The organism is Streptomyces sp. NPDC048417, from assembly GCF_040651615.1.
Classification (GTDB): domain Bacteria; phylum Actinomycetota; class Actinomycetes; order Streptomycetales; family Streptomycetaceae; genus Streptomyces.
Map to the genome: position 1 here is coordinate 150,301 of NZ_JBEZKI010000009.1, position 17,881 is coordinate 168,181.

Annotated in this window: 17 protein-coding genes; 14 read left to right on the forward strand and 3 right to left on the reverse strand. The window is 69.8% G+C overall.

Annotated features, from left to right (window positions below; genetic code table 11):
• Positions 1 to 234 precede the first annotated feature (234 nt).
• The 11 genes from AB0D59_RS16365 (at position 235) to AB0D59_RS16415 (ending at position 10,167) form a co-directional block, all read left to right on the forward strand.
• A complete protein-coding gene (locus AB0D59_RS16365) occupies positions 235 to 798 on the forward strand; it encodes a hypothetical protein (protein WP_362565294.1) in 564 nt (187 codons plus the stop codon).
• 127 nt (positions 799 to 925) lie between these two features.
• Positions 926 to 1,831 carry a pyridoxal 5'-phosphate synthase lyase subunit PdxS gene (gene pdxS, locus AB0D59_RS16370; protein ID WP_362565296.1) on the forward strand — a complete coding sequence of 302 codons (906 nt, stop codon included), beginning with the start codon at positions 926 to 928 and terminating at the stop codon, positions 1,829 to 1,831.
• A complete protein-coding gene (gene pdxT / locus AB0D59_RS16375) occupies positions 1,831 to 2,433 on the forward strand; it encodes a pyridoxal 5'-phosphate synthase glutaminase subunit PdxT (protein WP_362565298.1) in 603 nt (200 codons plus the stop codon). The genes pdxS and pdxT overlap by 1 nt, the downstream gene beginning before the upstream one ends.
• A 52-nt stretch (positions 2,434 to 2,485) precedes the next feature.
• The gene (locus tag AB0D59_RS16380) at positions 2,486 to 3,238 is read left to right on the forward strand and encodes a YebC/PmpR family DNA-binding transcriptional regulator (RefSeq protein ID WP_351707251.1); all 753 of its coding nucleotides are present in this window, start codon (positions 2,486 to 2,488) and stop codon (positions 3,236 to 3,238) included.
• 149 nt (positions 3,239 to 3,387) lie between these two features.
• The gene (gene ruvC, locus AB0D59_RS16385; RefSeq protein WP_351707248.1) at positions 3,388 to 3,927 is read left to right on the forward strand and encodes a crossover junction endodeoxyribonuclease RuvC; all 540 of its coding nucleotides are present in this window, start codon (positions 3,388 to 3,390) and stop codon (positions 3,925 to 3,927) included.
• Positions 3,924 to 4,529 carry a Holliday junction branch migration protein RuvA gene (gene ruvA, locus AB0D59_RS16390; RefSeq protein WP_362565300.1) on the forward strand — a complete coding sequence of 202 codons (606 nt, stop codon included), beginning with the start codon at positions 3,924 to 3,926 and terminating at the stop codon, positions 4,527 to 4,529. Before ruvC ends, ruvA begins: the two co-directional genes overlap by 4 nt.
• A gap of 27 nt (positions 4,530 to 4,556) precedes the next feature.
• Positions 4,557 to 5,624, forward strand: coding sequence for a Holliday junction branch migration DNA helicase RuvB (ruvB, locus tag AB0D59_RS16395; RefSeq protein ID WP_362565302.1), 1,068 nt, complete (start codon positions 4,557 to 4,559; stop codon positions 5,622 to 5,624).
• Positions 5,625 to 6,025: 401 nt separating this feature from the next.
• Positions 6,026 to 6,565, forward strand: a complete 540-nt coding sequence (yajC, locus tag AB0D59_RS16400) for a preprotein translocase subunit YajC (RefSeq protein WP_362565304.1) — start codon at positions 6,026 to 6,028, stop codon at positions 6,563 to 6,565.
• 141 nt (positions 6,566 to 6,706) lie between these two features.
• A complete protein-coding gene (gene secD / locus AB0D59_RS16405) occupies positions 6,707 to 8,509 on the forward strand; it encodes a protein translocase subunit SecD (RefSeq protein ID WP_362565306.1) in 1,803 nt (600 codons plus the stop codon).
• Positions 8,510 to 8,512: 3 nt separating this feature from the next.
• On the forward strand, positions 8,513 to 9,622 hold the full coding sequence (gene secF / locus AB0D59_RS16410) for a protein translocase subunit SecF (protein WP_362565307.1): 1,110 nt from the start codon (positions 8,513 to 8,515) through the stop codon (positions 9,620 to 9,622).
• The gene (locus AB0D59_RS16415) at positions 9,619 to 10,167 is read left to right on the forward strand and encodes an adenine phosphoribosyltransferase (protein WP_362565309.1); all 549 of its coding nucleotides are present in this window, start codon (positions 9,619 to 9,621) and stop codon (positions 10,165 to 10,167) included. Before secF ends, AB0D59_RS16415 begins: the two co-directional genes overlap by 4 nt.
• A 112-nt stretch (positions 10,168 to 10,279) precedes the next feature.
• Here the strand turns inward: AB0D59_RS16415 and AB0D59_RS16420 are convergent, their stop codons facing one another.
• Positions 10,280 to 10,597 carry a hypothetical protein gene (locus tag AB0D59_RS16420; RefSeq protein ID WP_362565311.1) on the reverse strand — a complete coding sequence of 106 codons (318 nt, stop codon included), beginning with the start codon at positions 10,595 to 10,597 and terminating at the stop codon, positions 10,280 to 10,282.
• A gap of 316 nt (positions 10,598 to 10,913) precedes the next feature.
• Here AB0D59_RS16420 and relA point away from each other — a divergent pair, with 316 nt between their 5' ends.
• Complete coding sequence (relA, locus tag AB0D59_RS16425) at positions 10,914 to 13,454, forward strand: GTP pyrophosphokinase (RefSeq protein WP_362565313.1); 2,541 nt, start codon at positions 10,914 to 10,916, stop codon at positions 13,452 to 13,454.
• A gap of 73 nt (positions 13,455 to 13,527) precedes the next feature.
• Here the strand turns inward: relA and AB0D59_RS16430 are convergent, their stop codons facing one another.
• Together AB0D59_RS16430 and AB0D59_RS16435 are read right to left on the reverse strand one after the other, a co-directional pair.
• Complete coding sequence (locus AB0D59_RS16430; RefSeq protein ID WP_362565315.1) at positions 13,528 to 14,757, reverse strand: DUF349 domain-containing protein; 1,230 nt, start codon at positions 14,755 to 14,757, stop codon at positions 13,528 to 13,530.
• A 135-nt stretch (positions 14,758 to 14,892) separates the two neighbouring features.
• The gene (locus AB0D59_RS16435; protein WP_362565317.1) at positions 14,893 to 15,714 is read right to left on the reverse strand and encodes a peptidylprolyl isomerase; all 822 of its coding nucleotides are present in this window, start codon (positions 15,712 to 15,714) and stop codon (positions 14,893 to 14,895) included.
• 178 nt (positions 15,715 to 15,892) lie between these two features.
• Here AB0D59_RS16435 and AB0D59_RS16440 point away from each other — a divergent pair, with 178 nt between their 5' ends.
• Together AB0D59_RS16440 and hisS are read left to right on the forward strand one after the other, a co-directional pair.
• Positions 15,893 to 16,600: an MBL fold metallo-hydrolase gene (locus AB0D59_RS16440; RefSeq protein WP_362565319.1), complete on the forward strand. Its 708-nt coding sequence runs from the start codon at positions 15,893 to 15,895 to the stop codon at positions 16,598 to 16,600.
• A 12-nt stretch (positions 16,601 to 16,612) separates the two neighbouring features.
• Complete coding sequence (hisS, locus tag AB0D59_RS16445) at positions 16,613 to 17,875, forward strand: histidine--tRNA ligase (RefSeq protein WP_362565321.1); 1,263 nt, start codon at positions 16,613 to 16,615, stop codon at positions 17,873 to 17,875.
• The last annotated feature ends 6 nt before the right edge of the window (positions 17,876 to 17,881 follow it).

Below are 17,881 nucleotides of genomic sequence, written 5' to 3' on the forward strand. Positions count from 1 at the left end.
TTCCGGTGACGCGGTTCGGAATGCGGGGGATTGAGCCCTGGGGCGTGGTTCGTGCCGGCGCGTGTGGTTCGTGTTGGCGTGGGGCTGGGTCGCCAGGCGGGTTTCGTGCCGGCGTGGGGCTGAGTTCTGCGCGTGCGGTTCCGGTTGGCGCGGGTGGGGTTCCGCGGGCGCGGTTCCGGTTGGCGTGGGGCTGAATTCCGCGGGTGCGTCGGCGGGCCGCTAGCGTGTGCGCCCGTGACCGCAACCCTCATCTGGACGCTCTGGATCCTCGCCGCCCTGGTCGTGATCGGCCTCTATCTGAGCTGGACCGCGGGGCGCCTCGACCGGCTGCACGCGCGCATCGACGCCGCCCGCGCCGCCCTCGACGCCCAACTGCTGCGGCGCGCCTCCGTCGCCCAGGAGCTGGCGACCTCCGGAGTGCTGGATCCGGCCGCCTCGATCGTGCTCTACGAGGCCGCGCACGCCGCCCGGCAGGCCGAGGAGGACCAGCGGGAGGTCGCCGAGAGCGACCTGAGCCAGGCCCTGCGCGCGGTCTTCGAGCACCCCCAGCAGGTCGAGGAGGTCCGCGCGGCCCCCGGCGGCGAGGCCGCGACGAGCGAGCTGGCCGAGGCCGTACGCCGGGTGCCGATGGCCCGCCGCTTCCACAACGACGCCGTCGGCGCGGCCCGCCGGCTACGCGAGCACCGCAAGGTCCGCTGGTTCCGGCTGGCCGGACACGCCCCCTTCCCGATGGCCTTCGAGATGGACGACGAGCCGCCCGCGGCACTCGTGGACCGGAGCACCGGACCGGCCGCCTGAGCTGCGCCGGCCCGACCCCGGCAGGCCAAAAGGATCCACCGGCTTGCCATTGGCCCTTGCTGTGGACTGGTCCACTCACGTTTCCTCGGTGTTTGCAGAAACCCTCTTTCACCCAGTGAGGTCACCCGTGTCCACCGTTGAGAACCAGGCCCCCGAGACCGGCACCGCCCGCGTGAAGCGCGGCATGGCCGAGCAGCTCAAGGGCGGCGTGATCATGGACGTCGTCACGCCGGAGCAGGCGAAGATCGCCGAGGACGCGGGCGCCGTCGCCGTCATGGCCCTGGAGCGGGTCCCGGCCGACCTCCGCAAGGACGGCGGAGTGGCCCGGATGTCCGACCCGGACATGATCGAGGGCATCATCGACGCCGTCTCCATCCCGGTCATGGCCAAGTCCCGGATCGGCCACTTCGTCGAGGCCCAGGTCCTCCAGTCGCTCGGTGTCGACTACATCGACGAGTCCGAGGTCCTCACCCCGGCCGACGAGGTCAACCACTCCGACAAGTGGGCCTTCACCACCCCCTTCGTCTGCGGCGCCACCAACCTCGGTGAGGCCCTGCGCCGGATCGCCGAGGGCGCCGCCATGATCCGCTCCAAGGGCGAGGCCGGCACCGGCAACGTCGTCGAGGCGGTCCGCCACCTGCGCCAGATCAAGGGCGAGATCGCCAAGCTGCGCGGCTGCGACAACAACGAGCTGTACGCCGCCGCCAAGGAGCTGCGCGCCCCCTACGAGCTGGTCAAGGAGGTCGCCGAGCTGGGCAAGCTCCCGGTGGTGCTGTTCTCCGCCGGTGGCGTCGCCACCCCGGCCGACGCGGCCCTGATGCGTCAGCTCGGCGCCGAGGGCGTCTTCGTCGGCTCCGGCATCTTCAAGTCCGGCGACCCGGCCAAGCGCGCCGCCGCCATCGTCAAGGCGACCACCTTCTACGACGACCCGAAGATCATCGCGGACGCGTCCCGCAACCTCGGCGAGGCCATGGTCGGCATCAACTGCGACACCCTCCCCGAGACCGAGCGCTACGCGAACCGGGGCTGGTGATGACCACTCCGGTGGTCGGAGTGCTCGCGCTCCAGGGCGACGTACGGGAGCACCTCGTCGCCCTGGCCGCGGCCGACGCCCTGGCCAGGCCGGTCCGGCGCCCCGAGGAGCTCGCCGAGGTGGACGGCCTGGTCATCCCGGGCGGCGAGTCCACCACCATCTCCAAGCTGGCCGTCCTGTTCGGCGTGATGGAGCCCCTCCGCGCGCGCGTGCGGGCCGGAATGCCCGTCTACGGCACCTGCGCGGGCATGATCATGCTCGCCGACAAGATCCTCGACCCGCGCTCGGGCCAGGAGACGATCGGCGGCATCGACATGATCGTGCGCCGCAACGCCTTCGGACGGCAGAACGAGTCGTTCGAAGCGGCGGTCGACGTCAAGGGCGTCACGGGCGATCCTGTAGAGGGCGTGTTCATCCGCGCCCCCTGGGTGGAGTCGGTCGGCGCCGCGGCCGAGGTGCTCGCCGAGCACGACGGTCACATCGTCGCGGTCCGCCAGGGCAACGCTCTCGCCACGTCGTTCCACCCCGAGCTGACCGGCGACCACCGCGTGCACTCCCTGTTCGTCGACATGGTGCACGCGAACCGGGCGACGGAGTCCTAGTAGGATCTCTGGCGTTCGTTGCAGAGATGGGTTACGCGAAGGAGACAGGCAGATGTCCGGCCACTCTAAATGGGCCACGACGAAGCACAAGAAGGCCGTGATCGACGCCAAGCGCGGCAAGCTCTTCGCGAAGCTGATCAAGAACATCGAGGTCGCCGCGCGTATGGGCGGCGTCGACATCGAGGGCAACCCGACGCTCTACGACGCCATCCAGAAGGCGAAGAAGCAGTCGGTCCCGAACAAGAACATCGACTCCGCGGTCAAGCGCGGCGGTGGTCTTGAGGCCGGCGGTGCCGACTACGAGACGATCATGTACGAGGGCTACGGCCCGAACGGCGTCGCGGTGCTCATCGAGTGCCTCACCGACAACCGCAACCGCGCGGCCTCCGACGTCCGCGTCGCCATGACCCGCAACGGCGGTTCCATGGCCGACCCGGGCTCGGTGTCGTACCTCTTCAACCGCAAGGGCGTCGTGATCGTCCCCAAGGGCGAGCTGACGGAGGACGACGTGCTGGGCGCGGTGCTCGACGCGGGCGCCGAGGAGGTCAACGACCTGGGCGAGTCCTTCGAGGTGCTCAGCGAGGCCACCGACATGGTCGCGGTCCGCACCGCCCTCCAGGACGCCGGCATCGACTACGACTCCGCCGAGGCCAACTTCGTCCCGACCATGCAGGTCGAGCTGGACGAGGAGGGCGCCCGGAAGATCTTCAGGCTGATCGACGCTCTTGAGGACAGCGACGACGTGCAGAACGTCTTCGCCAACTTCGACGTCAGCGACGAGGTCATGGAGAAGGTCGACGCGTAACGCGCGCACCGGCTGGACGGACCGAACGGGCCGACGGGACACACCCGTCGGCCCGTCGTCATGTCGGCCGTTGTCGGTGGCACCGGATAGCCTGCACAAACTGGGGGCACCGCCCAGCGGTAGCTGGGGGAGACCGAAGGGAGGGGCGCGTGCGCGTACTGGGGGTGGATCCCGGGCTGACCCGATGCGGTGTCGGGGTCGTCGACGGCGTCGCCGGTCGGCCGCTGACCATGGTCGGTGTCGGAGTCGTGCGCACGCCCGCGGACGCCGAACTCGGCCGGCGCCTCGTCGCCATCGAGCAGGGCATCGAGCAGTGGCTGGACGAGCACCGGCCCGAATACGTCGCCGTGGAGCGGGTGTTCAGCCAGCACAACGTCCGGACGGTGATGGGCACCGCCCAGGCCAGCGCCGTCGCCATGCTGTGCGCCGCCCGCCGGGGCATCCCGGTCGCCCTGCACACCCCCAGCGAGGTCAAGGCCGCCGTCACCGGCTCAGGGCGCGCCGACAAGGCACAGGTCGGCGCCATGGTCACCCGGCTGCTACGGCTCGACGCGCCGCCCAAGCCGGCCGACGCCGCCGACGCCCTCGCGCTCGCCATCTGTCACATCTGGCGGGCGCCCGCCCAGAACCGGCTCCAGCAGGCCGTCGCCCTGCACGCAGCCAACGCAACGAAAGGCCGTACGGCATGATCGCCTTCGTGAGCGGCCCGGTCGCCGCCCTCGCCCCGGACTCCGCGGTCGTCGAGGTGGGCGGGATCGGCCTCGCGGTCCAGTGCACGCCCAACACCCTGTCCGGGCTGCGGATGGGCCAGCAGACCAAGCTCGCCACCTCCCTCGTCGTCCGGGAGGACTCGCTCACCCTGTACGGCTTCGCCGACGACGACGAGCGCCAGACCTTCGAACTGCTGCAGACAGCGAGCGGGGTCGGTCCCCGGCTCGCCCAGGCCATGCTGGCGGTGCACAGCCCCGACGCCCTGCGCCGGGCCGTCGCCACCGGCGACGAGAAGGCCCTCACCGCCGTCCCGGGCATCGGCAAGAAGGGCGCCCAGAAGCTGCTGCTGGAGCTGAAGGACCGGCTCGGCGAGCCCCTCGGCGCCCCCGCGATCGGTGCGCCGGTCAGCCAGGGCTGGCGCGACCAACTGCACGCCGCGCTGATCGGTCTCGGCTACGCGACCCGGGAGGCCGAGGAGGCCGTCACCGCCGTCGCCCCGCAGGCCGAGGCCGCCGGGGGCACCCCCCAGGTCGGCCAGCTGCTCAAGGCGGCCCTGCAGACCCTCAACCGCGCCCGCTGACCCCACCACCGCTGAGGCACATCACTTATGAACTGGGACGACACGACCGACACCGGCGCCGACGCGGAGCGGCTGGTGGGTGCTGTCGCCGACCGTGAGGACCAGGCCGTCGAGGCCGCCCTGCGCCCCAAGGACCTCGGCGAGTTCATCGGCCAGGAGAAGGTCCGCGAGCAGCTCGACCTGGTCCTGCGGGCCGCACGCGCGCGGGGCGCCACCGCCGACCATGTGCTGCTCTCCGGCGCGCCCGGCCTGGGCAAGACCACACTCTCCATGATCATCGCGGCGGAGATGGGCGCGCCGATCCGCATCACCTCGGGCCCTGCCATCCAGCACGCCGGCGACCTGGCCGCGATCCTCTCCTCCCTCCAGGAGGGCGAGGTCCTCTTCCTCGACGAGATCCACCGGATGTCTCGGCCCGCCGAGGAGATGCTGTACATGGCGATGGAGGACTTCCGCGTCGACGTGATCGTCGGCAAGGGCCCCGGTGCCACCGCCATCCCCCTCGAACTCCCCCCGTTCACCCTGGTCGGCGCCACCACGCGGGCCGGCCTGCTGCCCCCGCCGCTGCGCGACCGCTTCGGCTTCACCGGGCACATGGAGTTCTACGAGCCGCGGGAGCTGGAGCGGGTGGTGCACCGCTCGGCGAACCTGCTGGACGTCGAGATCGACACCGCCGGCGCCACCGAGATCGCCGGCCGGTCGCGCGGCACGCCCCGGATCGCCAACCGACTGCTGCGCCGCGTCCGCGACTATGCCCAGGTCAAGGCGGACGGACTGATCACCCGCGAGATCGCGCACGCGGCACTGGCCGTCTACGAGGTGGACGAGCGCGGCCTCGACCGGCTCGACCGCGCGGTCCTCGAGGCACTGCTCAAGCTGTTCGGCGGCGGCCCGGTCGGTCTCTCCACGCTCGCCGTCGCGGTGGGGGAGGAGCGCGAGACGGTCGAGGAGGTCGCCGAGCCCTTCCTGGTCCGCGAGGGCCTGCTCGCCCGCACCCCGCGCGGCCGTGTCGCCACCCCCGCCGCCTGGGCCCACCTGGGCCTGACCGCCCCGCGGGCGACGGGACCCGGCCAGCAGGACCTGTTCGGCACGTGACACCGGGCCGGCGTCCGGCTGCCACCACAGGCCGCCCCACCGGCTCACCAGCGCCGCCACGGTAGACGGCCTCCCATACCCGGCGCCCGGCCTTCAGAGATGGCGACGGACGCGCGGCGCCGGGGTCTCGTGTCCGGCCCCGGGCGCGCCCCGTCCCGACCCTCCTTTACCCCTGGTCCCCGGTCTCCCGCCGCCCGCCGCGCAGGCTCCGTGGGCAGACGTGATCTCTTCGTGACGGCGGGGCATTGGCGGGCGCAGGAACCCAGGTGCCATGCTGAGCGTTGTTCCATGCGCGCGGACTCGCTTAGACTCCGCCGATGCTGCCTTTGCGGGCGGCGCCGACCACACCCCCATCATCCAGGCCGCTCACTGCCGCGGCTGCGCGAAGGAAATTCCGTCTCGTGAATACCTTGCCTCTTCTTTTCTTCATCGTTCTTATCGCGGCCATGTTCCTGATGACGCGTTCCAACAGGAAGCGCCAGCAGCAGGCGAAGCAGATGCGGAACGAGATGCAGCCCGGCAGTGGCGTCCGCACCATCGGGGGCATGTACGCGACGGTCAAGGAAGTCAACGAGGACACGGTCCTCCTCGACGCCGGCCCGGGCATCGACCTCCTCTTCGCGAAGAACGCGATCGGCGCCGTGCTCACCGACGACGAGTACAACCGCATCGTGCACGGCATCGAGCACGACCTGAAGTCCGACACCGACATCGTCCCGGACGACGCCTCCTCCCTCACCGAGACCGACGACGAGCCCGCCGGCACCGCCGCCGCCTCCGGCGACAAGACCGTCGATTTCGGAAAGAAGGACGTGGCCGAGGAGAAGGCCGACGAGAAGGCCGAAGACACGGTCGAGGACAAGGCCGAGGAGGCGGAGCCCACCGAGGCGAAGGCCGACGAAGAGCCGAAGAAGACCGACGGCGACTCCGACGCGAAGTAGCCGTGTCCCGGGGAGCACGGCGCGCATCACCCGCGTCGGCCGCACCCCGGGCGCGTCTGTTTCCCGGACGGGATCCCGACACCATGTCATGGCCGACCGCACCGACCAGGCGCGCGGCGGCCCGAGAGGGAGTACGAGAAGGTGGCAGCACCTAAGAGGGGCCGGAGCGCGAGCGCCCAGAGCAAGCCAGGGCGCTCGCTGGCCTTGATCCTGATCGCCATCGTGGCGCTCACCGGAGGGATGTTCCTCTCCGGAAACACCACTCCGCGTCTCGGTATCGACCTGGCCGGTGGTACGAGCATCACGCTTCAGGCGAAGAACGAGCCGGGCCAGCCCAATGCGATCAACAAGACCAACATGGACACCGCGGTCGCCATCATGAACCGCCGTGTCAACGGTCTGGGCGTATCCGAAACGGAGGTTCAGACCCAGGGCACCAGCAACATCATCGTCAACATCCCCAAGGGCACGAACTCCGCAGAGGCCCGTCAGCAGGTCGGCACCACCGCGAAGCTGTACTTCCGCCCGGTCCTGGCCCAGGAGGCCAGCGCGGGCGCCGCGTCGAGCGCCTCCCCGAGCGCGTCCTCCAGCGGCAGCGCCGGCGCCTCCCCGAGCACGACCGCGAGCCCGTCGAGCAGCGCGTCGGCGTCCGAGAAGGCGACCGGGTCGTCCTCCGCCACGCCGTCCTCCTCCGCCACCTCGCAGGGCCGCGCCGTCACCGACGCCCTGAAGGCCGGCTCCACGCCGTCGTCCTCGGCGTCCGCCTCCTCGTCGGCGAGCCCCTCCGCCTCCTCCTCGGCCGACGCGAGCGCCTCCGCCGCGGCCTCGAAGCTGGAGGCCGAGTACACGGCGCTGGACTGCTCCAAGGCCGCCCAGCGCGCCACCGCCGGCAAGGCCGCCAAGCCCACTGACACCACGGTGGCCTGCGGCCAGGTCAACGGCGCCTGGTACAAGTACGTGCTCGGCCCGGCCCGCGTCGACGGCACCGACGTCAAGAAGGCCCAGGCCGTCTTCGACACGCAGGGCGCCTCCGGCTGGCAGGTCCAGATGACCTTCACCTCCGGCGGAGCCAAGAAGTTCGCGGACGTCACCGGTGAACTCGCGAAGAACGCCCAGCCGCCGCAGAACGAGTTCGGCATCGTCCTCGACGGCGAAGTCGTCTCCAGCCCGACCGTGAGCCAGTCCATCACCGGCGGCCAGGCGGAGATCTCCGGCAGCTTCACCCAGCAGGAGGCCCAGAGCCTCTCCAACGTGCTGTCGTACGGCGCGCTCCCGCTCTCCTTCAGGACGGAGAGCGTCACCACCGTCACCGCCGCCCTCGGCGGCCAGCAGCTGCACGCCGGTCTGCTGGCGGGTGCCATCGGCCTCGCCCTGGTCATCATCTACCTGGTGGCCTTCTACCGCGGTCTGTCGCTCGTCGCGATCCCCTCGCTGCTGGTGTCCGCGATCCTCACCTACACGATCATGGCGCTGCTCGGCCCCACGATCCACTTCGCGCTGAACCTGCCGGCCGTCTGCGGTGCGATCGTCGCGATCGGCATCACAGCGGACTCGTTCATCGTGTTCTTCGAACGCATCCGGGACGAGATCCGCGAGGGCCGCACCCTGCGCCCCGCCGTCGAGCGGGCCTGGCCGCGCGCCCGGCGCACCATCCTGGTCTCCGACTTCGTGTCGTTCCTCGCCGCCGCCGTGCTGTTCATCGTGACCGTCGGCAAGGTCCAGGGCTTCGCGTTCACCCTCGGTCTGACCACCGTGCTCGACGTGGTCGTCGTCTTCTTCTTCACCAAACCGCTGATGACGCTCCTCGCCCGGCGTAAGTTCTTCGCGAGCGGCCACAAGTGGTCCGGGCTCGACCCGAAGGGCCTGGGCGCCAAGGCGCCGCTGCGCCGTACCCGCCGTCCCGCCGGTCCCGTCTCCGGCCCTGCCGACCCGAAGGAAGCGTGAGCGATGTCGAAACTCGGCAACCTCGGCGCCCGGCTCCACCGCGGCGAGATCAGCTACGACTTCATCGGCAAGCGCAAGATCTGGTACGGCATCTCCATCCTGATCACCATCACGGCCATCGTCGGCCTGGCGGTGCGCGGCCTGAACATGGGCATCGACTTCCAGGGCGGCGCCGTCTTCACCACCTCGAAGACCAGTGTCTCGGTGGCCCAGGCCGAGACCTACGCGTCGCAGGCCTCCGGCCACGAGGCGGTCGTGCAGAAGCTCGGCACGGGCGGTCTGCGCATCCAGATCGCCGGCATGGACACCGCGAAGTCGGACGCGACCAAGGCCGAGCTGGCCAAGGACATGAAGGTGGACCCGGAGTCCATCAACTCCGACCTGGTCGGCCCGAGCTGGGGTGACGAGATCGCCAACAAGGCCTGGGAGGGCCTCGGCATCTTCATGGTCCTCGTGGTGATCTACCTGGCGATCGCCTTCGAGTGGCGGATGGCGCTCGCGGCCCTGGTCGCGCTGATCCACGACATCACCATCACGACCGGTATCTACGCCCTGGTCGGATTCGAGGTCACGCCCGGCACGGTCATCGGTCTGCTGACGATCCTCGGTTACTCGCTCTACGACACGGTCGTCGTCTTCGACAGCCTCAAGGAGCAGACGAAGGACATCACCAAGCAGACCCGGTTCACCTACAGCGACATCGCCAACCACTCGATCAACGGCACCCTGGTCCGTTCGATCAACACCACGGTGGTCGCGCTGCTGCCGGTCGCGGGCCTGCTCTTCATCGGCGGTGGCTTCCTCGGCGCGGGCACGCTCAACGACATCTCGCTGTCGCTGTTCGTCGGTCTGGCCGCCGGTGCCTACTCGTCGATCTTCATCGCCACGCCGCTCGTCGCCGACCTCAAGGAGGCCGAGCCGCAGATGAAGGCGCTGAAGAAGCGCGTCCTCGCCAAGCGGGCCCAGGCCGCCGCCGAGGAGGAGATGGCCGAGTCCCGGGTCGGCGGCCCTGAGGGACCCGAGGACGCCACTCCGGCCGTCGTCGGCCCGCGCAACCAGCCCGCGTCCCGTAACCGGGGCGGCCGCGGCCGCCCCTCGGGGAAGCGCCGATGACCGAGCTCGCGGACATCAGGGAGCTGCTGCTCAGCCGCATCCGGGACGTCCAGGACTACCCGGAGCCGGGCGTGATGTTCAAGGACATCACCCCGCTCCTGGCGGACCCGGCTGCGTTCACGGCGCTCACCGACGCGCTGGCCGGCCTCGCGGTCGCCAGCGGCGCCACGAAGATCGTCGGCCTGGAGGCCCGCGGCTTCATCCTCGGCGCCCCGGTCGCCGTGCGGGCCGGACTCGGCTTCATCCCCGTACGCAAGGCGGGCAAGCTCCCCGGAGCGACCCTCAGCCAGGCGTACGAGCTGGAGTACGGCTCCGCCGAGATCGAGGTGCACGCCGAGGACCTGTCCGCGGGCGACCGCGTCATGGTCGTCGACGACGTCCTCGCCACCGGCGGCACCGCGGAGGCCTCCCTCCAGCTCATCCGCCGGGCGGGCGCCGAGGTCGCGGGTCTCGCCGTCCTCATGGAGCTGGGATTCCTGGGCGGCCGCGCTCGCCTGGAACCGGCCCTCAAGGGCGCCCCCCTGGAGGCCCTGCTCATCGTCTGAGACAGAGTTTCTGAAACGACAACGACGCAGCCCCGAGTGCGACCTTCTTGCACACTCGGGGCTGCGTCGTTTTGTTTCCGCGCTTATTTATGCCATTCGAGCGACTGCGAAATCAGCAGTTCTCGATGTCCTGGGACTTGATGGTGCCAGGCTCCTTGAGGTGACCCTTCGCGCCGCCCGCGGCGGTGATGCGATGCAGGTTGTTCTCCTGGCCGTCCTTCCACCACACGCACAGGTGCTGTGTCGTGCTGCAGGTGTTGTGGTAGTAGATGGTGGCCGTGGTGCTCCCGTCGGCCCAGGACCAGTTGAAGCACGTCACGCTACCCCTGTGCGTGGACATCGGGGTCACGCTTGCCGCCTGGGCGGGGAGCGCGAAGGCCGCGCCCAGGCCCACCGTCAGGGCTGCGGTCGCAAGTGACTTTCCGAGCATCTTCAATGTTCTATCCCGTTTTTTGTTTTCTTTTGAAGCGAAAATTGGTCAATTCTTCCGCTTCTGGTCGAAGTTGATCTTAGGTGGCGTCCGATGTTCGAGTCAATGGAATTAATGGCCCAGACTTTTCCGTTCCGTCCAATTGGGACTTTTTAGGAAAAGGTAGGTCTGATGGTTCACGTTGACGGGACGGTTACCGGGTGGTGACGTCCGGGCGGCCGTCCGGACGGACTCCGCACGTTCGGCGGCGGCCGGATCGCTACCATGGTTGTCCGGGGCCTGACTGGGGGACCCGGATCGCGCACGAGGAGTCCTCTTGCCAGACGAGGCCCAGCACCTCACCGCCGCCAAGCCCGAGTCCGCCTCGGCGGCCGCGGCCAAGCCCGCGCCGAGCACGCCGCACGCGAAGAACGACGCACGCGGGCCGGTGGAGCACGCCCAGTCCGCGCCCGTCGACAAGTCGGCCGAGCAGTCCCGCCCCAAGCCGGCCCCGCCCGAGCGCCCCGAGACGGCCCCCGCGGTCCGTCCGAACTCCGGCCAGCCCGCACGCACCGGCTCCTCCAACCGCGTCCGCGCCCGTCTCGCCCGCCTCGGCGTGCAGCGCGCGAATCCGTACAACCCGGTCCTCGAACCGCTGCTGCGCATAGTCCGCAGCAACGACCCCAAGATCGAGAACGCCACGCTGCGCCAGATCGAGCGCGCCTACCAGGTCGCCGAACGCTGGCACCGCGGCCAGAAGCGCAAGAGCGGCGACCCGTACATCACCCACCCGCTCGCGGTGACCACGATCCTCGCCGAGCTGGGCATGGACCCGGCGACGCTGATGGCGGGGCTGCTGCACGACACCGTCGAGGACACCGAGTACGGCCTGGAAGACCTGCGCCGCGACTTCGGTGACGTCGTCGCGCTGCTCGTCGACGGCGTGACCAAGCTGGACAAGGTCAAGTTCGGTGAGGCCGCGCAGGCCGAGACCGTGCGCAAGATGGTCGTCGCCATGGCCAAGGACCCGCGCGTCCTGGTCATCAAGCTCGCCGACCGCCTGCACAACATGCGCACCATGCGCTACCTCAAGCGCGAGAAGCAGGAGAAGAAGGCGCGCGAGACCCTGGAGATCTACGCGCCGCTCGCCCATCGCCTGGGCATGAACACCATCAAGTGGGAGCTGGAGGACCTCGCGTTCGCGATCCTCTACCCCAAGATGTACGACGAGATCGTCCGGCTGGTGGCCGAGCGGGCACCGAAGCGTGACGAGTACCTGGCCATAGTGACCGACGAGGTCCAGACCGACCTGCGCGCCGCCCGCATCAAGGCGACCGTCACCGGCCGCCCGAAGCACTACTACAGCGTCTACCAGAAGATGATCGTCCGCGGCCGGGACTTCGCGGAGATCTACGACCTGGTGGGCATCCGCGTCCTGGTGGACACCGTCCGCGACTGCTACGCGGCCCTGGGCACCGTCCACGCGCGCTGGAACCCGGTTCCGGGGCGTTTCAAGGACTACATCGCGATGCCCAAGTTCAACATGTACCAGTCGCTGCACACGACGGTCATCGGCCCCAACGGCAAGCCGGTCGAACTCCAGATCCGCACCTTCGACATGCACCGCCGCGCCGAGTACGGCATCGCCGCGCACTGGAAGTACAAGCAGGAGGCCGTCGCCGGTGCCTCCAAGGTCCGTACCGACGTGCCGAAGTCGTCCGGCAAGGGCAAGGACGACCACCTCAACGACATGGCGTGGCTGCGGCAGTTGCTGGACTGGCAGAAGGAGACCGAGGACCCCAGCGAGTTCCTGGAGTCCCTGCGCTTCGACCTGTCCCGCAACGAGGTCTTCGTCTTCACCCCCAAGGGCGATGTCATAGCGCTCCCGGCCGGGGCCACCCCGGTCGACTTCGCGTACGCCGTGCACACCGAGGTCGGCCACCGCACGATAGGCGCGCGGGTCAACGGCCGCCTGGTCCCGCTCGAATCCACCCTGGACAACGGCGACCTGGTCGAGGTCTTCACCTCCAAGGCACCCGGCGCGGGCCCGTCCCGCGACTGGCTCGGTTTCGTCAAGTCACCGCGCGCCCGCAACAAGATCCGCGCCTGGTTCTCCAAGGAGCGCCGGGACGAGGCGATCGAGCAGGGCAAGGACGCCATCGTCCGCGCGATGCGCAAGCAGAACCTGCCGATCCAGCGCATCCTCACCGGCGACTCGCTGGTCACGCTCGCCCACGAGATGCGCTACCCGGACATCTCCTCGCTGTACGCGGCGATCGGCGAGGGTCATGTCGCCGCGCAGAACGTCGTGCAGAAGCTGGTGCAGGCGCTCGGCGGCGAGGAGGCGGCCACCGAGGAGATCGACGAGTCGGTCCCGCCGGCCCGCGGCCGCCGCAACAAGCGCCGCAGCAGCCAGGACCCCGGTGTGGTCGTGAAGGGCGTCGACGACGTCTGGGTCAAGCTGGCCCGCTGCTGTACGCCCGTACCCGGCGACCCGATCATCGGCTTCGTGACGCGCGGTAGCGGTGTATCGGTTCACCGCAGCGACTGCGTCAACGTGGAGTCACTGTCCCGGGAGCCGGAGCGCATCCTCGACGTCGAGTGGGCGCCCACCCAGTCCTCGGTCTTCCTGGTCGCCATCCAGGTCGAGGCCCTGGACCGCTCCCGGCTGCTGTCGGACGTCACCCGCGTCCTGTCCGACCAGCACGTCAACATCCTCTCCGCGGCCGTCCAGACCTCCCGCGACCGGGTGGCCACCTCGCGCTTCACCTTCGAGATGGGCGACCCCAAGCACCTGGGCCACGTCCTGAAGGCCGTACGCGGCGTCGAGGGCGTCTACGACGTCTACCGGGTCACGTCGGCCCGCAACCGGTCGTAGCGCGCGGCACAACGACGAGAGGGGCCCCGTACACGGCGTACGGGGCCCCTCTTGTCGTAATCGCCTCCGCCGGCTAGCCGCCGAACTCCTGGAGGCCCTTCAGAGCCTGGTCCAGGAGCGCCTGGCGGCCCTCCAGCTCACGCTCCAGCTTCTCCGCCTTGGACGTGTTGCCCTGGGCGCGAGCCTGGTCGATCTGCGTCCTCAGCTTGTCCACGGCGGCCTGGAGCTGGCCGGTCAGACCCGCGGCACGCGCGCGTGCCTCCGGGTTGGTCCGGCGCCACTCGGCCTCCTCGGCCTCCTGGATGGCCCGGTCGACCGTGTGCATCCGGCCCTCGACCTTGGGACGCGCGTCGCGCGGCACATGGCCGATGGCCTCCCAGCGCTCGTTGATCGAGCGGAAGGTGGACCGCGCGGACTTCAGGTCTCTGATCGGCAGGAGCTTCTCGGCCTCGGCGGCCAGCTCCTCCTTCAGCTTCAGGTTCTCGGTCTGCTCCGCGTCCCGCTCGGCGAACGCCGAGCCGCGGGCCGCGAAGAACACGTCCTGGGCGCCGCGGAAGCGGTTCCACAGGTCGTCCTCGTGCTCGCGCTGGGCGCGGCCGGCGGCCTTCCACTCCGTCATCAGCTCGCGGTAGCGGGCGGCCGTCGGACCCCAGTCCGTCGAGTCGGACAGCGACTCGGCCTCGGCGACCAGCTTCTCCTTGGCCTTGCGGGCGTCCTCGCGCTGCGCGTCCAGCTGCGCGAAGTGCGCCTTGCGGCGCTTGGAGAACGCCGACCGGGCGTGCGAGAAGCGGTGCCACAGCTCGTCGTCCGACTTGCGGTCAAGGCGCGGCAGCCCCTTCCAGGTGTCCACCAGCGCGCGCAGCCGCTCACCGGCCGACCGCCACTGGTCGGACTGGGCCAGCTGCTCCGCCTCGACGACCAGGTCCTCCTTGGCCTTGCGGGCCTCGTCGGACTGCTTGGCACGCTGTGCGCGACGCTCCTCGCGACGCGACTCCACGGTCTTCACCAGCTCGTCGAGCCGGTTCCGCAGCGCCTGCAGATCACCGACCGCGTGGTGCGCCTCCACCTGCTCGCGCAGATGGTCGATGGCGGCCTGGGCGTCCTTCGCGGACAGGTCGGTGGTCCGTACTCGCTTCTCGAGGAGGCCGATCTCGACAACCAGGCCCTCGTACTTGCGCTCGAAGTAGGCCAGCGCCTCGTCAGGGGAGCCGGCCTGCCAGGAACCGACGACCTGCTCGCCGTCGGCCGTACGCACGTACACGGTCCCCGTCTCGTCGACGCGGCCCCACGGGTCGCTGCTCACAGCGCCTCCTCCACATGATGCCCGCGAGGGGCCTCAGCGCCCCCGGGCATCGTCCACAGTTTCGTCACGGCCAACATAGGCGACCGGCGGGTTGCCTGTCCGCATCCCGCGCGACCGAAGTTTCGCAGTTGGACCTCAGGATTTCGTGACCGTCGCCTTGTTGATGACGACCGTCGCGTTCGGGGCTCCGTCACCGGCTCCGGTGCTCTCGCCGGCGGCGGCGATCTTCTTCAGGACCTTGAGTCCGGCCGCGTCCACCGTGCCGAACGGGGTGTAGCTGGCCGGCAACTGGCTGTCCTGGTAGACCAGGAAGAACTGGCTGCCGCCGGTGTGCTTCTGGCCGGTGTTGGCCATCGCGATCGTGCCCGCGGGGTAGACACCGCCCTTCAGGCTTTTGTCCTTCAGGTTCTCGTCCGGAATCGTGTACCCGGGACCGCCGCTGCCGGTCGCCGTCGGGTCGCCGCACTGCAGCACGTAGATGCCGTTGGTGGTGAGCCGGTGGCACTTCGTGTGGTCGAAGTAGCCCTTCGAGGCGAGGAAGTCGAACGAGTTCACCGTGTGCGGGGCGGCCGCCGTCTTCAGCGCGACGTCGATGTCACCGCAGGTCGTCGCCAGCTTCATGGTGTAGTCCGCCGACGTGTCGATCGTCATCGCCGGCTCCTTCTTCCAACTCAGCTTCTTCACCGAGCCGGCGGCGGCCTTCTCACAGGGGTCCGGCGCCTTGCTGGGGCTGGGCGCGGCGCTGGGCGTCGTCGCCGAGCTGGCGTTCGCCTTGTCGTCGTTCTTCAGCGCGCCGGTCGTGTACAGCACGACGCTGCCGATCACGATCACGCCGAGCACGGACGCGATCACGGAGTTGCGCATGCGTGACTTGCGGCGGGCACTGGTACGCCGCTGCTGCTGCCGCAAGAACTTCTCCCGGGCGAGCTGACGCCGCCGCTGCTCCTGGGTGACCACCGGGTTCTCTCCTCATGCGTGTCGTATGTCGACCGGTACGCGTGCGTCCTGTGCGCTGTGTGAGCCGACCACTGCGTGTAGCCCCGTACCGTATATGGGTTCGCTGAGGAAACGGCAGCGCCGGTAGGCTCTGGACCACAGCTTGTAGCCACCCGAATCGACACAACGAAGGACGATCGTGCTCATTGCCGGGTTCCCCGCCGGGGCCTGGGGGACGAACTGTTATCTCGTCGCCCCCGCCGCCGGTGCGGAGTGCGTGATCATCGACCCCGGCCACCAGGCCGCCGAAGGCGTCGAGGAAGCACTGAGGAAGCATCGGCTCAAGCCCGTCGCCGTCGTCCTCACCCACGGCCACATCGACCACGTGGCCTCGGTCGTCCCGGTGTGCGGCGCGCACGACGTGCCGGCCTGGATCCACCCCGAGGACCGGTACATGATGAGCGACCCCGAGAAGGCGCTCGGCCGGTCCATCGGCATGCCGCTGATGGGCGAGCTGACGGTGGGGGAGCCCGACGACGTCTTCGAACTGACCGACGGCGCGAAGCTGGAACTGGCCGGACTCGAACTCTCCGTCGCGCACGCGCCGGGCCATACCAAGGGGTCGGTGACCTTCCAGATGCCGGAGACGGCCGACATCCCCTCGGTCTTCTTCTCCGGTGATCTGCTCTTCGCCGGCTCCATCGGACGCACGGACCTGCCGGGCGGCTCCATGGACGACATGCTGGCCTCGCTGGCCCGCGTGTGCCTGCCGCTCGACGACTCCACCGTGGTGCTGTCCGGCCACGGCCCCCAGACGACCATCGGCCAGGAGCGCGCCACCAACGCCTATCTGCGGCAGGTGGCGGCCGGCCTCGGGAGCGCGGACGCTCCCCGACGAGGAATGTGACGAGAGAGCTTCGTGAGTACCTTCCAGGCCCCCAAGGGCACCTACGACCTGATCCCGCCGGAGAGCGCCAAGTACCTGGCCGTCCGTGAGGCGATCGCCGCGCCGCTGCGCGACTCCGGCTACGGCTACATCGAGACCCCCGGCTTCGAGAACGTCGAACTGTTCGCGCGCGGGGTGGGCGAGTCGACCGACATCGTCACCAAGGAGATGTACGCGTTCGAGACGAAGGGCGGCGACAGGCTGGCGCTGCGCCCCGAGGGCACCGCGTCCGTCCTGCGCGCCGCCCTCGAGGCGAACCTGCACAAGGTCGGCAACCTTCCCGTCAAGCTCTGGTACTCGGGCTCGTACTACCGCTACGAGCGTCCGCAGAAGGGCCGTTACCGTCACTTCTCGCAGGTCGGCGCCGAGGCCATCGGCGCGGAGGACCCCGCGCTGGACGCCGAGCTGATCATCCTGGCCGACCAGGCCTACCGCTCGCTGGGCCTGCGCGACTTCCGCATCCTGCTGAACAGCCTGGGCGACAAGGAATGCCGTCCGGTGTACCGGGCCGCCCTCCAGGACTTCCTGCGCGGCCTGGACCTGGACGAGGACACCCTCCGCCGAGCGGAGATCAACCCGCTCCGGGTCCTGGACGACAAGCGTGAGTCGGTCCAGAAGCAGTTGGGCGGCGCCCCGCTGCTCCGCGACTACCTCTGCGACGCCTGCAAGGCGTACCACGAGGAGGTCCGCGAACTGATCACGGCCGCGGGCGTCGCCTACGAGGACGACCCGAAGCTGGTCCGGGGCCTCGACTACTACACGCGTACGACCTTCGAGTTCGTCCACGACGGTCTGGGCTCCCAGTCCGCGGTGGGCGGCGGCGGCCGCTACGACGGCCTCTCCGAGATGATCGGCGGCCCCGCGCTGCCGTCGGTGGGCTGGGCGCTCGGCGTCGACCGCACCGTCCTCGCCCTGGAGGCCGAGGGCGTCGAGCTGAACCTCCCCTCCGCCACCAGCGTCTTCGCGGTACCGCTGGGCGAGGAGGCCCGCCGGATCCTGTTCGCCAAGGTCACCGAGCTCCGCCGGGCGGGCGTCGCGGCGGACTTCTCCTACGGCGCCAAGGGCCTCAAGGGCGCGATGAAGAACGCCAACCGCAGCGGGGCCCGCTACGCGATCGTCGCCGGCGAGCGTGACCTCGCCGAGGGCGTCGTCCAGTTGAAGGACATGGAGTCCGGCGAGCAGACGTCGATCGGCGTGAACGAGATCGTGGCGGAGCTGGAGTCGAGGCTGGGCTGAGCCCGG

What these genes read in the sequence shown, in the direction of transcription:
- AB0D59_RS16380 (WP_351707251.1), top strand. Translation starts at nt 2,486, where the DNA reads ATGTCCGGCCACTCTAAATGGGCCACGACGAAGCACAAGAAGGCCGTG.
- secF (WP_362565307.1), top strand. Translation starts at nt 8,513, where the DNA reads ATGTCGAAACTCGGCAACCTCGGCGCCCGGCTCCACCGCGGCGAGATC.
- ruvB (WP_362565302.1), top strand. Translation starts at nt 4,557, where the DNA reads ATGAACTGGGACGACACGACCGACACCGGCGCCGACGCGGAGCGGCTG.
- pdxT (WP_362565298.1), top strand. Translation starts at nt 1,831, where the DNA reads ATGACCACTCCGGTGGTCGGAGTGCTCGCGCTCCAGGGCGACGTACGG.
- AB0D59_RS16420 (WP_362565311.1), bottom strand. Translation starts at nt 10,597, where the DNA reads ATGCTCGGAAAGTCACTTGCGACCGCAGCCCTGACGGTGGGCCTGGGC.
- ruvA (WP_362565300.1), top strand. Translation starts at nt 3,924, where the DNA reads ATGATCGCCTTCGTGAGCGGCCCGGTCGCCGCCCTCGCCCCGGACTCC.
- AB0D59_RS16415 (WP_362565309.1), top strand. Translation starts at nt 9,619, where the DNA reads ATGACCGAGCTCGCGGACATCAGGGAGCTGCTGCTCAGCCGCATCCGG.